General features: G+C 35.2%; 19 protein-coding genes and 1 riboswitch. Of the genes, 8 read left to right on the top strand and 11 right to left on the bottom strand.

The window, feature by feature from the left end:
• Nucleotides 1–9: 9 nt before the first annotated feature.
• Nucleotides 10–1149 (top strand): YhgE/Pip domain-containing protein, encoded by a 1140-nt coding sequence (locus LMD38_RS25060; protein ID WP_061183027.1) that lies wholly within the window; start codon nucleotides 10–12, stop codon nucleotides 1147–1149.
• A 44-nt stretch (nucleotides 1150–1193) separates the two neighbouring features.
• Here the strand turns inward: LMD38_RS25060 and LMD38_RS25055 are convergent, their stop codons facing one another.
• The 4 genes from LMD38_RS25055 to proC all read right to left on the bottom strand — a co-directional run bounded on the left by LMD38_RS25055 (nucleotide 1194) and on the right by proC (nucleotide 6891).
• Complete coding sequence (locus LMD38_RS25055) at nucleotides 1194–2834, bottom strand: peptide ABC transporter substrate-binding protein (RefSeq protein WP_227585576.1); 1641 nt, start codon at nucleotides 2832–2834, stop codon at nucleotides 1194–1196.
• Nucleotides 2835–3220: 386 nt separating this feature from the next.
• Entirely contained in the window at nucleotides 3221–4861 is a 1641-nt protein-coding gene (locus LMD38_RS25050; protein WP_000726477.1) for a peptide ABC transporter substrate-binding protein, read from the bottom strand.
• A 132-nt stretch (nucleotides 4862–4993) separates the two neighbouring features.
• Nucleotides 4994–5101: riboswitch (SAM riboswitch) on the bottom strand.
• A gap of 151 nt (nucleotides 5102–5252) precedes the next feature.
• Nucleotides 5253–6086, bottom strand: coding sequence for an aldo/keto reductase (locus LMD38_RS25045; protein WP_000060176.1), 834 nt, complete (start codon nucleotides 6084–6086; stop codon nucleotides 5253–5255).
• A gap of 1 nt (nucleotide 6087) precedes the next feature.
• Complete coding sequence (gene proC / locus LMD38_RS25040) at nucleotides 6088–6891, bottom strand: pyrroline-5-carboxylate reductase (protein WP_016716273.1); 804 nt, start codon at nucleotides 6889–6891, stop codon at nucleotides 6088–6090.
• 187 nt (nucleotides 6892–7078) lie between these two features.
• On the opposite strand from proC, the gene pnuC reads away from it, so the two are divergent.
• Entirely contained in the window at nucleotides 7079–7729 is a 651-nt protein-coding gene (gene pnuC, locus LMD38_RS25035; protein ID WP_016716274.1) for a nicotinamide riboside transporter PnuC, read from the top strand.
• A 67-nt stretch (nucleotides 7730–7796) separates the two neighbouring features.
• Here the strand turns inward: pnuC and LMD38_RS25030 are convergent, their stop codons facing one another.
• From LMD38_RS25030 to modA, 3 genes are all read right to left on the bottom strand, one after another.
• The gene (locus LMD38_RS25030; RefSeq protein ID WP_000353544.1) at nucleotides 7797–8648 is read right to left on the bottom strand and encodes a GRP family sugar transporter; all 852 of its coding nucleotides are present in this window, start codon (nucleotides 8646–8648) and stop codon (nucleotides 7797–7799) included.
• A 301-nt stretch (nucleotides 8649–8949) separates the two neighbouring features.
• Nucleotides 8950–9624 carry a molybdate ABC transporter permease subunit gene (modB, locus tag LMD38_RS25025; protein WP_016716275.1) on the bottom strand — a complete coding sequence of 225 codons (675 nt, stop codon included), beginning with the start codon at nucleotides 9622–9624 and terminating at the stop codon, nucleotides 8950–8952.
• Nucleotides 9625–9629: 5 nt separating this feature from the next.
• Nucleotides 9630–10436: a molybdate ABC transporter substrate-binding protein gene (modA, locus tag LMD38_RS25020; RefSeq protein ID WP_016716276.1), complete on the bottom strand. Its 807-nt coding sequence runs from the start codon at nucleotides 10434–10436 to the stop codon at nucleotides 9630–9632.
• A 134-nt stretch (nucleotides 10437–10570) separates the two neighbouring features.
• On the opposite strand from modA, the gene LMD38_RS25015 reads away from it, so the two are divergent.
• Nucleotides 10571–11518 (top strand): substrate-binding domain-containing protein, encoded by a 948-nt coding sequence (locus LMD38_RS25015; RefSeq protein WP_016716277.1) that lies wholly within the window; start codon nucleotides 10571–10573, stop codon nucleotides 11516–11518.
• A gap of 215 nt (nucleotides 11519–11733) precedes the next feature.
• Here the strand turns inward: LMD38_RS25015 and LMD38_RS25010 are convergent, their stop codons facing one another.
• Both LMD38_RS25010 and LMD38_RS25005 read right to left on the bottom strand, forming a co-directional pair.
• Nucleotides 11734–11835, bottom strand: coding sequence for a DUF3948 family protein (locus LMD38_RS25010; protein WP_001060014.1), 102 nt, complete (start codon nucleotides 11833–11835; stop codon nucleotides 11734–11736).
• Nucleotides 11836–12090: 255 nt separating this feature from the next.
• Nucleotides 12091–12957: a LysR family transcriptional regulator gene (locus LMD38_RS25005; protein ID WP_000423054.1), complete on the bottom strand. Its 867-nt coding sequence runs from the start codon at nucleotides 12955–12957 to the stop codon at nucleotides 12091–12093.
• 127 nt (nucleotides 12958–13084) lie between these two features.
• Here LMD38_RS25005 and LMD38_RS25000 point away from each other — a divergent pair, with 127 nt between their 5' ends.
• Together LMD38_RS25000 and LMD38_RS24995 are read left to right on the top strand one after the other, a co-directional pair.
• Nucleotides 13085–14053 carry a DMT family transporter gene (locus tag LMD38_RS25000; RefSeq protein ID WP_016716280.1) on the top strand — a complete coding sequence of 323 codons (969 nt, stop codon included), beginning with the start codon at nucleotides 13085–13087 and terminating at the stop codon, nucleotides 14051–14053.
• A 21-nt stretch (nucleotides 14054–14074) separates the two neighbouring features.
• Nucleotides 14075–14215, top strand: coding sequence for a YrzO family protein (locus LMD38_RS24995; protein WP_000894067.1), 141 nt, complete (start codon nucleotides 14075–14077; stop codon nucleotides 14213–14215).
• A gap of 60 nt (nucleotides 14216–14275) precedes the next feature.
• Here the strand turns inward: LMD38_RS24995 and LMD38_RS24990 are convergent, their stop codons facing one another.
• Nucleotides 14276–14371, bottom strand: coding sequence for a DUF3948 family protein (locus LMD38_RS24990; protein WP_001060004.1), 96 nt, complete (start codon nucleotides 14369–14371; stop codon nucleotides 14276–14278).
• Between the two features lie 336 nt (nucleotides 14372–14707).
• Between LMD38_RS24990 and LMD38_RS24985 the strand changes: the two genes are divergently transcribed.
• Nucleotides 14708–15313, top strand: a complete 606-nt coding sequence (locus LMD38_RS24985) for a lysophospholipid acyltransferase family protein (RefSeq protein WP_000277773.1) — start codon at nucleotides 14708–14710, stop codon at nucleotides 15311–15313.
• A 62-nt stretch (nucleotides 15314–15375) separates the two neighbouring features.
• Here LMD38_RS24985 and LMD38_RS24980 read toward each other — a convergent pair whose 3' ends face one another.
• Nucleotides 15376–15471, bottom strand: a complete 96-nt coding sequence (locus tag LMD38_RS24980) for a DUF3948 family protein (RefSeq protein ID WP_001060004.1) — start codon at nucleotides 15469–15471, stop codon at nucleotides 15376–15378.
• A 305-nt stretch (nucleotides 15472–15776) separates the two neighbouring features.
• On the opposite strand from LMD38_RS24980, the gene LMD38_RS24975 reads away from it, so the two are divergent.
• The gene (locus LMD38_RS24975) at nucleotides 15777–16754 is read left to right on the top strand and encodes a LacI family DNA-binding transcriptional regulator (protein WP_001273929.1); all 978 of its coding nucleotides are present in this window, start codon (nucleotides 15777–15779) and stop codon (nucleotides 16752–16754) included.
• Nucleotides 16755–16902: 148 nt separating this feature from the next.
• On the top strand, nucleotides 16903–17232 hold the full coding sequence (locus LMD38_RS24970; protein WP_061183219.1) for a PH domain-containing protein: 330 nt from the start codon (nucleotides 16903–16905) through the stop codon (nucleotides 17230–17232).
• Nucleotides 17233–17270: the final 38 nt, after the last annotated feature.

Here is a 17270-nt window from a genome sequence, read left to right as displayed (position 1 = left end):
AGTGGGAAGATGGATACATTAAAACAGTTTTTAAAAAGACCAGGTACGTATGTAGGAATGGTAGTAGCGCTATCGTTCCAACTTATTTTCTTTTGCGTGTGGTTAACAGCATATGATGGAGTGAATGAAAGAGCAGATCAAATGCGTATCGCTATTGTGAATGAAGATGTCAATATAGGTAATAAAATAGCAGAAGGCTTACAGAGAAATTTACCATTTCAAGTGAAAGCAGAACGGTCTGTAGAAAAAGCAAACAAAGAAATGAATGACCATGTGTACGATATGATTATTGAAATTCCTGCTTCTTTTTCAAAAGATATAAATGAAACAGGAAAATCAAATTTAAACTTCCACATTAATCAAGCGAATGCCATGATGGCAAAGCAAATGATGGAAGGAGCTGCAAAACAAATTCGAGATAATGTAAATAAAGAGGTAGCAAGTTATAAGAAACAAGCGATTGTCGGAAAGCTACAAGCTGTAGGACATGAGAATGTAGAAGTGATAAAAGGGTTAACGGAAGATTCAATTGGTTTTACAGTTCATAAAGTAAATGATGCAAAAGGATTTTCAGTGAATATGGTACCGCTAATGATCGTATTAGCTTCATTTGTAGGAGCAATGATAATGAGTATGGAACTATCAAAAGTTGCAAAAGAAGTAAAGGGCGGTTGGAGTAATTTCTTATCAAGACAAATTATAAACGGTACAGCATCGATTTTACTTGCATGTATTACAATTGGTTTGATGAAAGGCTTCCAAATTGAGATGCACGAAACAGTAGGGAGTATATGGGTGTTTCAAGCAATAGTCTTCTTCGCATTTCTTTCATTAACACAAATGTTTCTAACTGTGTTTGGAAACGCAGGTATGATTTTTAATATTATCTCACTATCGTTACAACTTGTAAGTTCCGGTGTAATTGTCCCACATGAGATGCTTTCTAAAACATATCAAACAATCGGTGAACTATTTCCCGCAACATATGCAGCGAATGGCTATTATACAATAATATTTGGAGGAGTTAGTTTAGAGAGAAATATTATTTCATTATTAGTTATTGTATTGGTTACACAATCAGTAGCAGTGATGACTTTAGCTATAAAAGGAATGGTAAAGGGAAAAAGCTCTGTAGTTAAAGAAGCATAAAATAAAAAGGTATCCTCAATTGGATACCTTTTTATTAGCACTCATTATTTTGTAACTTCTGTCCACTTGTAGTTAAACTCACCACCGAAGTCAGTTGTTACAAGTCCTTTAATAAATCCGCGTTGTAAGTAAGAACGACCTTGTTGGTATAAAGGAGCGACAGCACCGTCTTGTAATAGAATTTTTTCAGCTTGCTTCATTGCTTCCCAGCGAGCTTTTTCATCACCAGCTAAATCTGTTTTTACTTTATGAATGAGCTCATCGTACTCTTTGTTAGAGTATTTATCGAAGTTATACGCACTATCTGTTGTAAATAAATCTAAGAATGTAATTGGGTCAGCGAAGTCAGGGCCCCAGCCATCAATACCGATTTCATAGTCACCACTTAATAGTAGTTTTAACTGTTGTTTACGTGGTTGTGGTTTTAAATTCACTGTTAATCCATCTAAGTTCTTTTCTAGTTCACCTTTTAAATATTCACCAGTCTTTTTAGCTAAAGCGTTATCACTTGTTAAGAGTTCAATTGTTACTTTGTCAGTACCAAGTTCTTGCTTCGCTTTTTTCCAGTTTTCTTTCGCTGTTTTCACATCATCTTTCACTAGATTTCCGTTTTCTTTACGGAAGTCGTTGCCTTCAGGGCTTTTTGCAAATTTCGCAGGAATCATTCCTTCAGCTGGAACAGCGCCGTTATTTAAAATTGTTTCTACGTATGCTTTTTTATTCATTGCGCCGTTAATAGCAAGGCGTGCGTGTTGATTTTTTAATGTTTCATTTTTTTGATTGAGTCGTAAAAATTGAATGCCAACTTCAGCACGTTCTTTGAAGTTTGGATCGCCCTTATATTTATCAACAAACTCCGCAGTTAAAGCAACGCGATCAATTTGTCCTGAATCATATAAGTTCACTTCTGTAGACTTATCTTTAACGATATTGAAGTTGATTTCTTCTAATTTTACCGTTTTAGCATCCCAATAGTTAGGGTTTTTCTTCAATTGGAAGCCTTGTTCGTGTTTCCAGTTATCTAATGTGAAAGCACCGTTGTAAATTAAATGATTTGTTTCTAAACCGTATTTATCGCCTTGAGACTTTAAGTACTCTTCATTAATTGGTAAGAATGTTGAGAATGTCGTTAAGCTTAAGAAGTAAGGAACAGGACGGTCTAGTTGTACTTCTAACGTTTTGTCATCAACAGCTTTAATACCTAATTGATCAACTGGTAATTGTTTTTGGTTTATTTGTTTCGCATTCTGTATATCGAAGAATAAGAATGCATATTCAGCTGCTGTGTCAGGGTTTACGGCACGTTGCCAAGCGAAGACGAAGTCCTTTGCTGTAACAGGAGTACCGTTTGACCATTTTGAATCACGCAGATGGAATGTATATTTTGTTTTATCGGGACTAACGTCAACCGACTCAGCAACACCAGGAATTGGTTTATTATCTTCTCCCATTGCGTATAAACCTTCAAAAACATTTCGCATTACGCTCATGGATTCCCCATCCGTTGCTTTTGCAACATCCATTGTTGGAATTTCTGAAGCGAATGATAAGTTAATTGCCGGCTTATCAGGTGCTTTATCTTTTGCTTTCGCTCCGCTTGCATGATCTTTATTTCCCCCGCAAGCAGTTAGTAATAGACTTGCCCCTAAAACAGATGCAACAACAGGTACAACTTTTTTCTTCATTGTTCGTTCCTCCCTAAATGTGTTGTTCGTAACGTCATAATGTCCATGTCTTGAAGTGTATTTATAGAAGAAGAGAAAACCTATTATAAATATGTATATGTAGGTAATCAGGTGTTCTATATGTATATACATGTTGAAATATAATGTATCGTTATATGTTTCAACATAGGAGACGTTATATTTTGATGGTGAAATATTTCGTTTCTTTGATTATTTAGAATATTAACACTGAGAAGAACTATATGTCAATAATAAAAAGTGGAGTATTAATTTTTTAAAATAATATATTAAAAAAGCGGATTTTCTCTTATTGAGAATCCGCTTTTAATACATTTTTTCAATAAAATAATTGTTGTAGATAGAAAAACTTCAATTCAGCTTGCCTTTTATTTTTCAATTTGTGCCCATTTGAAGTTTAATTGGCCTGCAAAGTCTACTTGCACAATTCCTTTCACATAAGAACGTTCTAAATAAGATTCGCCTTTTTGGTAAAGGGGAGCGATAACTGAGTCTTTAAATAATATTTTCTCAGATGCTAGTAATGCTTCCCAGCGAGCTTTTTCATCACCAGCTAAAGTCGTTTTCACTTTTTCAATTGTTTCATCGAACTCCTTATTAGAGTAATGATCCAAGTTGTAAGGGTTATTCGTTGTAAACAATTCAAGGAATGTAATTGGATCAGCAAAGTCAGGGCTCCAGCCGTCAATACCAATTTCATAGTCACCTTTTAATAAAAGTGAAACTTGTTGTTTACGTGGTTGTGGTTTCACATTTACTGTTAATCCATCTAAATTCTTTTCTAGTTGTCCTTTTAAGAACTCACCAGTTTTCTTATCAAGGTCAGCATCACTTGTTAATAATTCTAATGTTATTTTTTCAGAACCAAGCTCTTGTTTCGCCTTTTTCCATAACTCTTGTGCAGATTTTGTATCAACTTTGGTTAAATCTCCGTTTAAAGTACGGAAGTCTTTTCCATCAGGCCCTTTTGCAAAGTTTTTTGGAACGAGACCAAAGGTTGGTGTAGATCCATCATTTAATAACGTATTTACAAAGGATTTTCGATCAATTGTTTGATCGATTGCTTGGCGTGCAGACACGTTTTGTAGTACTTTGTTTTGTTGGTTCATACGTAAAAATTGTACGCCTACGTTCGGGCGTTCTTTAAAGTTCGCATCTTTTTTATATTTATCAACGAAGTCGGATGTTAATTTTATACGGTCTAATTGTTTTGATTCGAATAGGTTTACTTCTGTTGATTTTTCTTTTACGACGTTAAAATTGATTTCCTCTAGTTTGACAGTATCTTTATCCCAATAGGTAGGGTTTTTCTTGAATTTAAAGCTTTGTTCATGCTTCCAATCGCTTAGTGTAAAAGCGCCGTTGTACAAGATTGTATTGTCTTCTAAAGCGTACTTATCACCTTGTTTTTTAAAGAATTCCTCGTTAATTGGTAGAAATGTTGGGAACGCTGTTAAGCTAATAAAATATGGAACAGGGCGTTCTAATTCTACCTCAAACGTATGGTCATCAACTGCTTTTACACCAAGTTGGTCGGCTGGAAGTTCTTTGTTGTTAATTTTTGTTGCATTTTTAATATCAAAGAATAGAAATGCATATTCAGAGGCTGTTGCTGGATCGACAGCTCTTTGCCAAGCGAAGACAAAATCTTTCGCTGTAACAGGAGTGCCGTTTGACCATTTTGAATCTCGCAGGTGGAATGTGTATTTCGTTTTATCGCCACTTACTTCATGAGATTTTGCAACACCAGGGACAGGTTTATTACCTTCACCAAGATTATACAAACCTTCAAATACGTTTCTCATTACTTGACCAGAATCAGTATCTGTAGCACGAGCTGTATCCATTGTTCGTATTTCAGTAGGTGAAGATAAGTTTAAAACCTGTTTACTAGGTGCCTCGTCTTTTGCATTTGCTCCGCTTGCTTCGTTTTTATAACTACCGCAACCAGTTAATAAAATACTTACTCCTACAACTGACGCAATACCGGGTACAAACTTTTTTTTCATTTGATTTTCCTCCTAAATAATTAAGTTTGGATGATGATGAGGGAAATGAAAAATAAAAAATCCCTCTTTTCATATTGAGAAAGAGGGATTTTTACGTACAAGTTATGCACCCGTATATAAACGAAGTCCCTCATTCTATCTTTCAAGCTATAAAGCTTGCAGGAAGTGGCACAGTATTCAAAAAATGAACCTGCTGCCGAGGTTTCAAAGGGCCAGTCCCTCCACCTCTCTTGATACAATGAGTAAACGAATAAACTTTATTAATTTTTGTGTTTCTTTGATAATTCAAAATCTTACACCTTGGATGATGAAGTGTCAACTGAATGAAATATAGTTTAAATTTTCAGTTTTCTTTAACGAAAAACCACTGCATATGGCAGTGGTTTTTCTACTAGAAGTTAAAGTTATCTGGATCTGGACCAACGCGACGGTCTTCATTTAAAGCTTGAATTGCTTTCATATCATCAGCACTTAATTCAAAGTCGAAGATGTTTGCATTTTCAATAATGCGATGTTCTTTAATAGATTTAGGGATTGTTACAACTTCGTTTTGTAGATCCCAGCGTAAAATAATTTGCGCAGTTGATTTATTATATTTTGTCGCAATTTCTTGCAACGTTGGATTATCTAATAGTTGTCCTTGCATTAATGGTGACCAAGCTTCAAGCTGGATATTATGTTCTTTACAGAAAGCGTGTAACTCTTCTTGTGCTAAACGTGGGTGGTATTCCACTTGATTGACCATTGGCTTAATTTCAGCAATTTCAAATACGTCTTGTAAGTGGTGAATATGGAAATTACTCACGCCAATTGCACGAACACGGCCGTCTTTATAAAGTTTTTCTAACGCTTTCCATGATTCAGTATATTTCCCTTTTACAGGCCAATGTACTAAATATAAATCTAAATACTCTAGTCCTAATTTTTCTAATGTAGTTTCAAATGCTTGAAGTGTTGTTTCATATCCTTGATCGCTATTCCATACTTTTGATGTAATAAATAATTCTTCACGTGAAACACCTGATTCACGAATTGCTTGGCCAACGCCTTCTTCATTTTGATAAATTGCTGCAGTATCTATACTGCGGTAGCCATTTTTAATTGCTGCTTTCACAGACTCAATTACTTCTGAACCATCTTCTACTTTAAAAACACCTAAGCCGAACCAAGGCATTTTTACACCGTTATGTAATGTTGTATAGTCTTTTAAACTTGTTAAACTCATATTATTTCCCCCTAGCTTTTTTGTTTGTTGCTTCTACTGCTTTTTGAATTGCCCCTGAAAAATTATATTCATATAAAGCTTTGAGACCTTCAGCTGTGGAACCACCTGGTGTTGTTACTTGTTCGCGGAGGTTAGCTGGATCTTGCGTTCGTTCGAGCATAGAGGCAGAGCCAGAAATCATTTGAATGACAAGGTGTTTGGCAGTCGCTTCATCAACTCCATAACTTTTTGTTGCTTCAATTAAGCTTTCAGCAAAGTAATAAAGGAAGGCCGGTGCACTTCCCGTAACTGCAGTAAGCTGATGAACTTCTTCCTCAGTGCAAAGTTGCGAAGTACCAATACCTCTTAAAAGCAGTTGCAAGGTTTCCTGATGCATCTCGGTTACCGATTGTCCCATTGTATATAAGGAGATAGACTTTCCGATTTCAGCAGCTGTATTTGGCATAATCCAAGCAACAGGTGTTCCTTTAGGAAGTCTTTCTTCTAAATAAGATGGGCCAATGCCAGCAGCTACCGTTACGACAAGTTGACTCGATAGTAACGGAGATAATTCCGCTAATAAACCTTCATGTGCAGAAGGCGGCATTGCTAAAACAATCGTATCAACAGATGTAACATGCTGCTTCCAATCTGTTGTAGTAGACACATTATATCGCGTTTGTAATTGTTCTAGCTTTTCTACGTTGCTTCGGTTAGAAACGATAATTTCTTCGATGTATTCTTTGCTTGTTTTCAGTAATCCGGAAAATATAGCTTCTGCCATACGACCAGCACCAATAAATAGAATTCGATGTTTAGTTAGCATATCCTCTATTCCTTTCTAGTGGAGATATGTTATAAAAAACGATACCATTTTTAAGAGAATTTTGTAAAAAGAAAAGGCTTATTGTAGATGGAATAGATAATGAAAAGTAGGAAATTAATGGTGAAAGGGAGAGTGATTCCTTATACTGGTGATAGGGAATTTATTACACATCTGGGGAGAGATGATTATGATTAGAAGTCCGCTCTTTTTACTCATTACTAGTATTATTTGTGTATTGGTTGGATTGTATATTCAATCGAGCTATATTGAAATCTTTGCATCGGTCATGGGAATTATCAATGTTTGGCTATTAGCAAGAGAAAAAGTATCCAACTTTTTATTCGGTATGATTACTGTTGCGGTATTTCTATATATTTTTATTACACAAGGTTTATATGCAATGGCAGTATTGGCAGCCTTTCAATTTATCTTTAATGTATATGGTTGGTATTATTGGATTGCACGCAGTGGTGAAGAAGAGGTAAAAGCAACAGTTCGTTTAGATTTGAAAGGTTGGATTTTCTATATAGTCTTTATTTTAGCTGCATGGATTGGTTGGGGTTATTATCAAGTTCATTATTTAGAATCAACAAGTCCATATTTAGATGCTTTAAATGCTGTATTAGGCTTAGTAGCTCAATTTATGCTAAGTCGAAAAATCTTAGAAAACTGGCATTTATGGATTTTATATAATGTAGTTAGTATTTCAATTTATATTTCCTCCGGGTTATACGTTATGCTAATATTAGCTGTTATTAATCTCTTTATATGTATAGCTGGTTTACTAGAGTGGAAGAACAATTATAAGGGACAAAAACATACAAATAATTATATCTAGAAAATAATTAGAGTTGGAAAACCCCTGAAGCACATACGCTTCAGGGGTTTATTAATAGAATATAAGTTTATGCTTTTGTCATACCTAACAATACAGCGCCACCAATAATTAAAACACTACCTAGTGCAATAAAGATCAATTGACGTTTTGTTTTCTTTTCACCTAAGAAGACAATCGCACCGAATGTTGAGATAACGATTCCAGTTTGAGATAATGGGAAGCTTGTTGCTACTCCGACACGTGGTAGTGAAAGAAGTAAGAATAAGTTTCCAGTTCCCCATAGTAAACCAGATAAAGCATTACGGATTGCATATTTGTTAAAAGGTTTATGTTTAGATGTCAGTACAACCGCACCAACAAACATACCAACTGCTTGTGGTAAAATAGCAGACCAACCATCGATGTTATACCAACGAATAATAATTACATATACAAGATAGCCAAAAGTAGAAACAATTAAAGTAAGAAGTCCTTTTTTCAATTGTCCTGGTGGCTGAGCATTTTCTTTATCATCTAATGATGTGAATACAACACCAACTACGATTAATAGGATTGCAATCGTTCCCAGAATGATCGTTGTAGTAGTAGTCCACTCGCGGAAAGCGATAACCCCAAAGATAGAAGTTGCAACAAGTTGCATACCAGTAGAAATTGTTACAGTAGTTGAAACACCTAGTTTTTCAACTGTTTTTAATTGGTTTACTTGTCCTAAAGCCCAGAATAAACCTGAAATAAAACCAACAATCAAGATTGTCATTGTTAAAGCTGGTTGAGTAAATACATACATAATTGTTGCGAAGAATAGAGCACCGATTGTCATACCTACCGTTTGGCTATATGCACCACCGCCCATTTTTACGCTTACTAATAAGATGTTTCCCCATGCAATTGCAGGAAGAAGCGCTAATAAAATGTCCATTACAAGACTCCCTTCGTTTTGCTATACCAATATAATTACATATCGTTCTAACGATCGGTAATGCCCCACTACTAGAGTAGAAGATTACCGATCGCTAAAACAGGATGAAGAATTCACGATATAAATGCGTTTTCATTTCTTCATTTTTTCAAACACCTCCATATAATAACAGGAAATTGCCTATTTTAGAAAGTAAATTCAAATAGAATGTATATTTAAATAAAAGTTAAAATTCAGTTATTTCCCGATGGTATATTTTTATTTCCTAAGAAATAAAAAAGCAGCTTCAAAAAGAGCTGCCTTAAGAGTTAGTAATTCTTTTATTAATAAGCTGAATACATAGCAAAAATAGGAGGGACATACTAATAGTGATAACGACAAGTGTCCAGGCGAGTTGCATATTACTTGCATCAATCGCCATGTAAATTGCAGTTGGGATAGTCTGTGTTTTACCAGGAATATTTCCGGCAAACATGAGTGTAGCACCAAACTCACCAAGCGCACGAACGAAGCTCAAAATCATTCCGCTTAGTAAAGCAGGAAATGCAAGCGGAAGTGTGACGTGTAGAAAAACTTGATATTCACTTGCACCAAGGTCACGAGCACTTTCTTCAATTTGTACATTCGCGATAGAAAATCCTGTTTTTGCTGATTGATACATAAGCGGAAAAGCAACAACTGTAGAAGCAATGATTGCAGCAGTAGATGTGAACATAATAGATTGCTGAAATATTGATTCTATCCACATTCCAATGGGACTGTTATTTCCAAAAATAATAATGAGAAAAAAGCCGATTACAGTTGGCGGAAGTACCATTGGTAATAAGAAAATCGTTTCTAGTATTACTTTATATCTCCATGAGGAACGTGCTAGCGCTCTTCCGATTATCGTTCCTAAAATGGTAACGATAATGGTGGCACATGCGGCTACTCGTAAAGATAGAAAGATTGGTGATAAAATAGTATCAAAGCTCATGGCAATTATGATAGGACGGTAAATCCATATTTCTTAAAGATAGATTGTGCATCTTTTGACTGCAAATACTCATAAAATGAAGTCGCCTCTTTCTTATGCTTAGATTCTTTTATAACACCTAAAGGATAGTGAATTGGCTCATGAGAAGTAGCAGCTGCTGTCTCACCAATCTTCACTTTGTCTGAAATAAGAGCATCTGTTTTGTATACAATACCAGCATCGACATTCCCTGTTTCTACATATGTTAACACTTGGCGAACATCTTTTGTAAATACGACTTTATTTTGAACATCATTCCAAAGGTTTTCGTGTGTTAGAGAAGCTTTTGCATATTTGCCAGCAGGTACAGATTCAGGTGTACCAAGTGCAATTTTTTTGATTTTCTCATCTTTTAAATCTTGAAATTTTGTAAGAGAACTATCTTTAGGGATGACTAGAACTAGTTCATTTCCAAGAAGATTTTTCCCTTCCTTTTCATTAATGAATCCTTTTTTAACAAGAGTTTGGAATTTATCTTCTGCTGCTGAGAAGAATAAATCAGCGGGTGCGCCCTGTTCGATTTGTTGTTGAAGTGCACCAGAAGCACCGAAATTAAAAGAAAGTTTAATATTAGGTTCTTTTTCTTTATATTTTGTTTCAATTTCTTTTAATGCATCTTGTAAGCTTGCAGCTGCGGATATAGTAAGTTCAACTGTTTTTTCTTCTTTAGCGGTTGATTTCTCTTTCTTATCTCCGTTTGTACATGCAACGCTAAATATAAGAAGAAAAGAAAATATAAGCGCCCCTATGGATCGTAATGTAAACTTGTTCATAAGAAAATCCCCTTTCGTTTTGACATATTTAATTATAACTAATTATAACTAAATATAACTAGTTATAATTGAATATAATTTGAAAGATGTGGTTGCTCTTAAAATATAGGAGAAATATTCTTTTCTTTGTTACAATGAAGGAAGAAAGTGAGGAATCGTCTATGGATCATCATTCCTACACAACGGAAGAAGTAGCGAAGCGATTAAAAGTATCAAAATTAACTGTATACGATCTAATTAAAAAAGGAGAACTGCCTTCTTATAGAATTGGTAGACAGATGCGCATTGATTCAGCAGATTTAGAACAATATATTAAGCAAATGAAAACAGGTAACGTACAAGTTACTCCTGTAAAGAATGACAGTAATAGTATCTCGAATACATGTATTATTAGCGGACAAGAACTAACGTTAGACATGTTGGCAAAACGTATAGAAAATCGCCTGCCAAGTTCAAATATATTAAGGGCATATCAAGGTAGTTTAACGAGTCTAGTAAAAATGTATCAAGGAGAAGGAAGTATCGTTAGCTTGCATTTGTTTGATGGCGAAACGGGTACATATAATGTTCCTTACGTAAAACGTATTTTAGTAGGACAACCATGTACGATGATTAATTTATTAGTAAGGAACGTTGGGTTTTATGTGCAAAAGGGAAATCCAAAAAATATAAAAACATGGGCTGATTTATCTCAATCATCTATACGATTTGTAAATCGAGAAAAAGGTTCTGGTATTAGGGTGTTAGTTGATGAACAATTGCGCATTCAAAAGTTAAATAAAGAACGTATTAGCGGATATGAGTGGGAAGAATCGAACCATCTTGGTGTTGCCACGCAAGTCGCGAATGGAAAAGCTGACGTCGGAGTAGGGTCAGAAAAGTTTTCGCAAATTGTAAATGTAGACTTTATTCCAATCATGAAAGAACAGTATGATTTAGTGATTTTGAAGAATAAAGAAAATGAAGAGCTGATCGAAGTTGTGAAAGACATTCTGCAATCGGAAGAATTTCATAATGAATTAAAGGCGATTGGCGGATATGATATGACGAAAACAGGTCAAATTATATATGAAATAAAGTGAAACTTTAATCAGTGAGGGGGCTTCATCCCCCACTGATTATTAGTTGAACCAATCGGACTTTAATGGGCAGCCCGACCCCCACCTAACTTCTTTGCTTTCGCTGCATTTTGAGGTGGGGGTCTTACTGCCCATTAAAGCGGGACAAACTAAAAAGCTGCTTGTCTATAAGACGAGCAGCTTTTTCTCTATATAAAGGGGTTTGGGGAAACAAAGTGTTAAACAAGACTTTGAGCAAGTGTGTAAATGAAAGCTGTAAGAAGAGTCGCTCCACTTGCAAGTCCGAAAAAGTCTGATTTGTTAAATGTAATGTTGTTCATTATAATCTCTCCTTATTTGTTTAATGTAGTTGCAACGGCTTTTGCATCGACAAGTGCGGATAGCACCATGCCCATTGTATTTAAAAATTTGTTTGATTTCATTTTGTCCATCATGCGTATCCGCTCCTTTTCGAGTTGTTGTTGCCCTGCTGTATGTCTTAATTATAGGAAATATGATCGCCTGCAACTATCGAATTAGCTTACGGAAGACTTACACTTTTGTAAGAAAAAAAGACATTCGTGTAAGAATGTCTTTTAAAGCATATTAATGTGGTGGTGCTCTTCGATTGTTTTTAAAAAGCTACGCATTGAATTCGTCATATAGCTATCTTTACGGCGTATGAAAACTGTTGAAATACTACCATATTTTTCAGGAATTGCATGGCAATGCACTTTCCCTGCTTTAGAAAGATGGTGGACAGCAGACTGTGGTACGAGTGTAATTCCAAGGCCGAGTGCAACACTGTTTAATATTGTCTCTAATATATTGAATTCCATAATTCTTTTTGGAAGCAAACCTTCGTCTTTCAGCCATCGTTCTAGTTTGGAACGGTATCCACAACCTTGGTTAAAAACGAGTAGAGGCGTTGTTGTAAATTCTTCTATATGAAAAGCTTTATTTTGAGTTACGAGCATTAATTTCTCTGTACTAACATCGTATTGTTCAATAAGTGGGTGTTTTATTGGTCCTGATATAAAAGCGCCATCTAATTGATGATCGAGTACTTCTCTAATTAATTCTTCTGTTAAACCTGCTTGTAATGACAAATCGACGTTCGGATAGCTTTTATAGTAAGAAGATAAAATGGTAGGTAATGTACTTACTGTTTCGACTGTACCGATTTTTAATATGCCAGAGGGTGTCTCGCTATCTAAAAATACTTGTTTTAGCTCATCAACATCTTGCAAAATTTTGTTAACATAAACGAGCATTTTTCTTCCTTCAGCTGTTAAAGTCATACCTCGTTTATGACGATAGAAGAGCGGTGTTTTCAGCTCATTTTCTAATTGTTTAATACGTGCAGTTACATTTGATTGTACGTAATTTAATTCCTTTGCTGCGCTACTTACACTACCTTGGTCGGCAACGCTCTGGAAGATTTGCAAGTCTCTTAATTCCATGATACTGTCCTCCTTGATGTTAACTATCATTATAAATGATAGTTAACATCATTTTGAATCATTTTACGTGATATATTTTTTCTTTTACAATTCTCTTTGTGCAAATAGAAAGAAGCGGGGGATTGTGGTGAGAAAAGGTCAAATGATAATAGGCGCTTTTACGTGTTTAATTGCAAGTATGTCATGGGGAGCAATGTTTCCAGTTGCTGATCATGCGTTAGAATACATAGATCCGTTTTATTTTTCTCTTATTCGCTATGGAGCGGTGGCGATAATGCTGATTGTATTGTTGTTAATGAAAGAAGGGAAACAGGCATTTCGTTTAGAAGGAAGAGGAAGGCTACTCGTCTTTTTCGGAACGATGGCGTTTACTGTATATAATGTACTTATATTTTTAGGTCAAATGTTAATGGGGAAATCAGGCGTCATGGTAGCCTCCATTATGGAAGCACTTATGCCGATGATTTCTATTTGTATTTTATGGGGATATAAGCATGTAAAACCGAAAAAATATATGATAACGAGCATGATTATCGCTTTTGTAGGGGCTGTATTTGTTATTACAAAGGGCGACATGAGTTTCTTTTTAACATTGAAAGATAACATGTTTTCACTAGCATGTATATTTGTTGGAGTTGTGGGCTGGGTTATTTATACGATGGGTGGTCAAACGTGTAGCGATTGGTCGACATTACGTTATTCTACGTTGACGTGTGTATTCGGTACGACCGTTACAGGAATTATAACGATAATTATTACAGCACTTGGATATGTTTCAGTCCCTAGTATGGGAACGATTTCTATCGTGAAATATGATTTATTGTTTATGATGACATTACCAGGCATTGTAGCATTACTTGCTTGGAATTACGGTGTGAAAATTTTATCATCTATTAATGGTATTTTATTTATTAACTTTGTACCTATTACGACTTTAGTTATTATGATGATGCAAGGATATCAAATCACGATGTTTGATATTGTAGGGACTTTATTTGTTATTGCAGCGCTTATTCGCAATAATGTTTGTCAGAGAAAAGAAGAAAATATAAATAAGAAGATGTTACAAGAAGAGCAATTACGTCAAGCTGTTTAATAGGCAATTGGAGGATTTCATATGTTAGAAAGTTTATTGTTTTTCTTCGCCGTTGGAGTTGCTTGTGAGCTTGCAGCAATTAATCGAAATGGTCGTAAGAAGATAAAACAACAAGCTGAAATGATACAGCTTTTAAAAGAGTTAAAAGAAAAAAACATTTAAAAAGACGACCGGGCATAGACGGTCGTCTTCTTCTATATAAAGGGGAAAGGGGACACAAAGTTATACAAGCGTAGCAGCGTAAATCAAAGTAGTAAGAAGAATCGAGCCGCTAGCTAATCCTAAAAAATCTAACTTGTTAAATGTGATGTTGTTCATCATGTATTCTCCTTACTTGTTTAATGTAGAAGCAACAGCTTTTGCATTGATAAGAGCGGAAAATACCATGCCCATTGTATGTAAAAGATTGTTCGTTTTCATTTTGTTCATCATATTGATCCGCTCCTTTTCGAATGGTTGTTGTTTCTTTCTGATTTAATTGTATGAAAAATGGTGGAGAGTAACTATCGAATTAGCTTACAAGATAATTACACTTTTGTAAGAATTGAAATTTAATATTTAAACCTTAAAATTATTACCAACTCCTAAAACTTAGTGTTATAATTATGGTAAGGAAATGATTATACTTCGGATGTTCAGAAAGGAACGAAACAAATGTATAAACCAATTACATTTTTGTTGAAATATATATTTAAAACAGCTGGGAAAGTAGAAGTGCAAGGCAGAGAAAAGCTACCAGAAGGTGGCCCGTATGTTGTTGCGTGTACACATACAAGTTTTATGGATGTATTAATGTTAGCTACAGGGATGTACCCAACAGAGATTCATTACATGGCCAAAAAAGAATTATTTGAAGGGAAATTCAAAAATTGGTTCTTTAAAAATGTAAATGCATTCCCTGTAGATCGTGCAAATCCAGGACCGAGTACACTTAAAATTCCATCACGCTTATTAAAAGAAGGAAAAGTGGTAGGGATTTTCCCGAGTGGAACAAGATCGACAGAAGACGTTTCGTTAAAAGCTGGTGCTGTGACAATTGCGATGCGTTCTAACGTTCCATTAATACCGGCAGCTTATATTGGTCCATCAAGTGTAAAAGAATTAATAAAAGGAAAAAGAGCACAATTAATTTTTGGAGACCCAATTCAAATTGATGCTGAAGAACAAATAGATCGAAAAACAGCTATGAAAATGATGACAGATCAATTAAATGAGAGGTTTGAGGAGCTAAAGGAAGCTTTGCAATCAAATCAAAAGTAAGAAAAGACGACCGGGCATAGACGGTCGTCTTCTTCTATATAAAGGGGAAAGGGGACACAAAGTTATACAAGCGTAGCAGCGTAAATCAAAGTAGTAAGAAGAATCGAGCCGCTAGCTAATCCTAAAAAATCTAATTTGTTAAAAGTAATGTTGTTCATCGTATATTCTCCTTACTTGTTTAATGTAGAAGCAACAGCTTTTGCATCGATAAGAGCGGAAAATACCATGCCCATTGTATTTAAAAGATTGTTCGTTTTCATCTTGTTCATCATATTGATCCGCTCCTTTTCGAATAATGGTTGCCCTGTTTCTGACTTAATTGTATGAAATATCGCAAGAAGTAACTATCGAATTAGCTTACAGGAAAATTACACTTTTGTAAGAAAAACGAATGAAGGTGTAATGATGAGAAGGTTTGACATATGTTCATGGAATTTATTAATTTAAAAGTAGAGGTGAGTGTATGGCTAATATTAAAGATATCGCCAAGATGGCTGGGGTTTCAGTTACAACTGTTTCGAGGGTGCTAAATGATCATCCATACGTAAGTGAAGAAAAAAGGAGAGTTGTTTTAGAAATAGTTGAGAAATTGAATTACTCACAAAACGCAAATGCTGTTCATTTATCAAAAGGAAAGACGAATATTGTTGGTGTAATTCTCCCTTACATTAATCACCCGAGCTTCGATGCAATGGTAGGGGGAATGATGGAGGGAGCGTTAACTCATAACTACAGGGTGCTACTTTGCCAAACAAACTATAATAAAAAAGAAGAAATGAAAAGTTTACATATGTTAAAAACGAAACAATTGGATGGCCTTATTATTTGTTCGCGTGCAAATGATTGGGAAATGATAGAACCGTATGCTTCGTACGGCACAATCATTGCTTGTGAAGACAATGATATTTCAAATATCTCAAGTGTATATACAAATCATTCGGCAGCTTTCCAGCTAGGAATGAATCACCTTATTGAAAAAGGTTATAAAAAAATTGGTTATTGCACGGGGAGAAAGCTAGGACCGAGTAGTCAAAAGCGTTTTGATGTGTATAAGCGTCAATTGCAATCTATAGATGAAGAAGTGAATGAAGAATGGATTTTCACAGAATGTTTTACGTTAGAAGATGGTGTGAGAGTGGCTCATAAATTAAAGAAGATGCAGCATCTTCCTGAAGCATTAATAGTAGCAGGAGATGAAGTTGCGATTGGGGTTATGACGGAAGTTGGGAAATTGGGTATTCAAGTTCCTGAGAATTTAGCGATTATTGGTTTGGATAACCAACCTATTTCGCAAGTGTTACAACTTACAACCATTGATCAAAATTTGAAGGGAATAGGAAAAGCGGCTTTTGAAATGTTTTATCGGCAAATAAGTGACGAGAGTTCTAAACAAGAAAAGGTGGAAATTCCATATGAACTTGTGGAGCGATCTACAGTGTAGTTTTAATCCGTTATGTGTATAAGTGCATAACGGATTATTTTTTTGAAATACCTTTGACAGGAAACGCGTTTCATACTTTATAAAGGGGTTAAACCGGTTTGTAACAATCCATGTATTCTTTTCAAGAATAGTATTTGGAGGGGAATGCATGAATGAACTTTTATTAAGTATAAAAAAGTTTTTAGGGAATGACGAAAATGTTTTAGCCTTTGTGGTGGGGGTTTTTGAGAAGGAACATTTCACGTTATGTTATCAACATGGGATTTTTGTTGCGACTACTAGACGTCTCCTGTTTTACGGGAAATTTCCTTACTATCCTTCAACATTTAAAGAATACTCATATTTGCATATAGAAAGCATAGATTTCCGTCCGTATTTTGAATTTACTTGTAATCATGAAACCATCCGAGCTAAGTATATTCAGAAGGGGAATGTGGAGCAATTTGTCCGTATAGTTAGAGCAAATGTGAATAATTAATCACCCCTCTGTTTAAACATAATATCCTGGTCTTTATG

The organism is Bacillus pacificus (assembly GCF_020861345.1).
Classification (GTDB): domain Bacteria; phylum Bacillota; class Bacilli; order Bacillales; family Bacillaceae_G; genus Bacillus_A; species Bacillus_A pacificus.
This window is presented reverse-complemented; position numbering and strand designations above follow the sequence as displayed.

Bases quoted from the DNA above. Each gene is read 5' to 3' on its own strand.
- proC (WP_016716273.1), bottom strand. From the start codon at position 6,891: ATGCTAACTAAACATCGAATTCTATTTATTGGTGCTGGTCGTATGGCA.
- pnuC (WP_016716274.1), top strand. From the start codon at position 7,079: ATGATTAGAAGTCCGCTCTTTTTACTCATTACTAGTATTATTTGTGTA.
- LMD38_RS25010 (WP_001060014.1), bottom strand. From the start codon at position 11,835: ATGAACAACATTACATTTAACAAATCAGACTTTTTCGGACTTGCAAGT.
- LMD38_RS24990 (WP_001060004.1), bottom strand. From the start codon at position 14,371: ATGAACAACATCACATTTAACAAGTTAGATTTTTTAGGATTAGCTAGC.
- modA (WP_016716276.1), bottom strand. From the start codon at position 10,436: ATGAACAAGTTTACATTACGATCCATAGGGGCGCTTATATTTTCTTTT.
- LMD38_RS24975 (WP_001273929.1), top strand. From the start codon at position 15,777: ATGGCTAATATTAAAGATATCGCCAAGATGGCTGGGGTTTCAGTTACA.
- LMD38_RS25055 (WP_227585576.1), bottom strand. From the start codon at position 2,834: ATGAAGAAAAAAGTTGTACCTGTTGTTGCATCTGTTTTAGGGGCAAGT.
- LMD38_RS24980 (WP_001060004.1), bottom strand. From the start codon at position 15,471: ATGAACAACATTACTTTTAACAAATTAGATTTTTTAGGATTAGCTAGC.
- LMD38_RS25060 (WP_061183027.1), top strand. From the start codon at position 10: ATGGATACATTAAAACAGTTTTTAAAAAGACCAGGTACGTATGTAGGA.
- LMD38_RS25030 (WP_000353544.1), bottom strand. From the start codon at position 8,648: ATGGACATTTTATTAGCGCTTCTTCCTGCAATTGCATGGGGAAACATC.
- LMD38_RS24985 (WP_000277773.1), top strand. From the start codon at position 14,708: ATGTATAAACCAATTACATTTTTGTTGAAATATATATTTAAAACAGCT.
- LMD38_RS25045 (WP_000060176.1), bottom strand. From the start codon at position 6,086: ATGAGTTTAACAAGTTTAAAAGACTATACAACATTACATAACGGTGTA.
- LMD38_RS24970 (WP_061183219.1), top strand. From the start codon at position 16,903: ATGAATGAACTTTTATTAAGTATAAAAAAGTTTTTAGGGAATGACGAA.
- LMD38_RS25015 (WP_016716277.1), top strand. From the start codon at position 10,571: ATGAAGGAAGAAAGTGAGGAATCGTCTATGGATCATCATTCCTACACA.
- LMD38_RS25005 (WP_000423054.1), bottom strand. From the start codon at position 12,957: ATGGAATTAAGAGACTTGCAAATCTTCCAGAGCGTTGCCGACCAAGGT.
- LMD38_RS24995 (WP_000894067.1), top strand. From the start codon at position 14,075: ATGTTAGAAAGTTTATTGTTTTTCTTCGCCGTTGGAGTTGCTTGTGAG.
- LMD38_RS25050 (WP_000726477.1), bottom strand. From the start codon at position 4,861: ATGAAAAAAAAGTTTGTACCCGGTATTGCGTCAGTTGTAGGAGTAAGT.
- modB (WP_016716275.1), bottom strand. From the start codon at position 9,624: ATGAGCTTTGATACTATTTTATCACCAATCTTTCTATCTTTACGAGTA.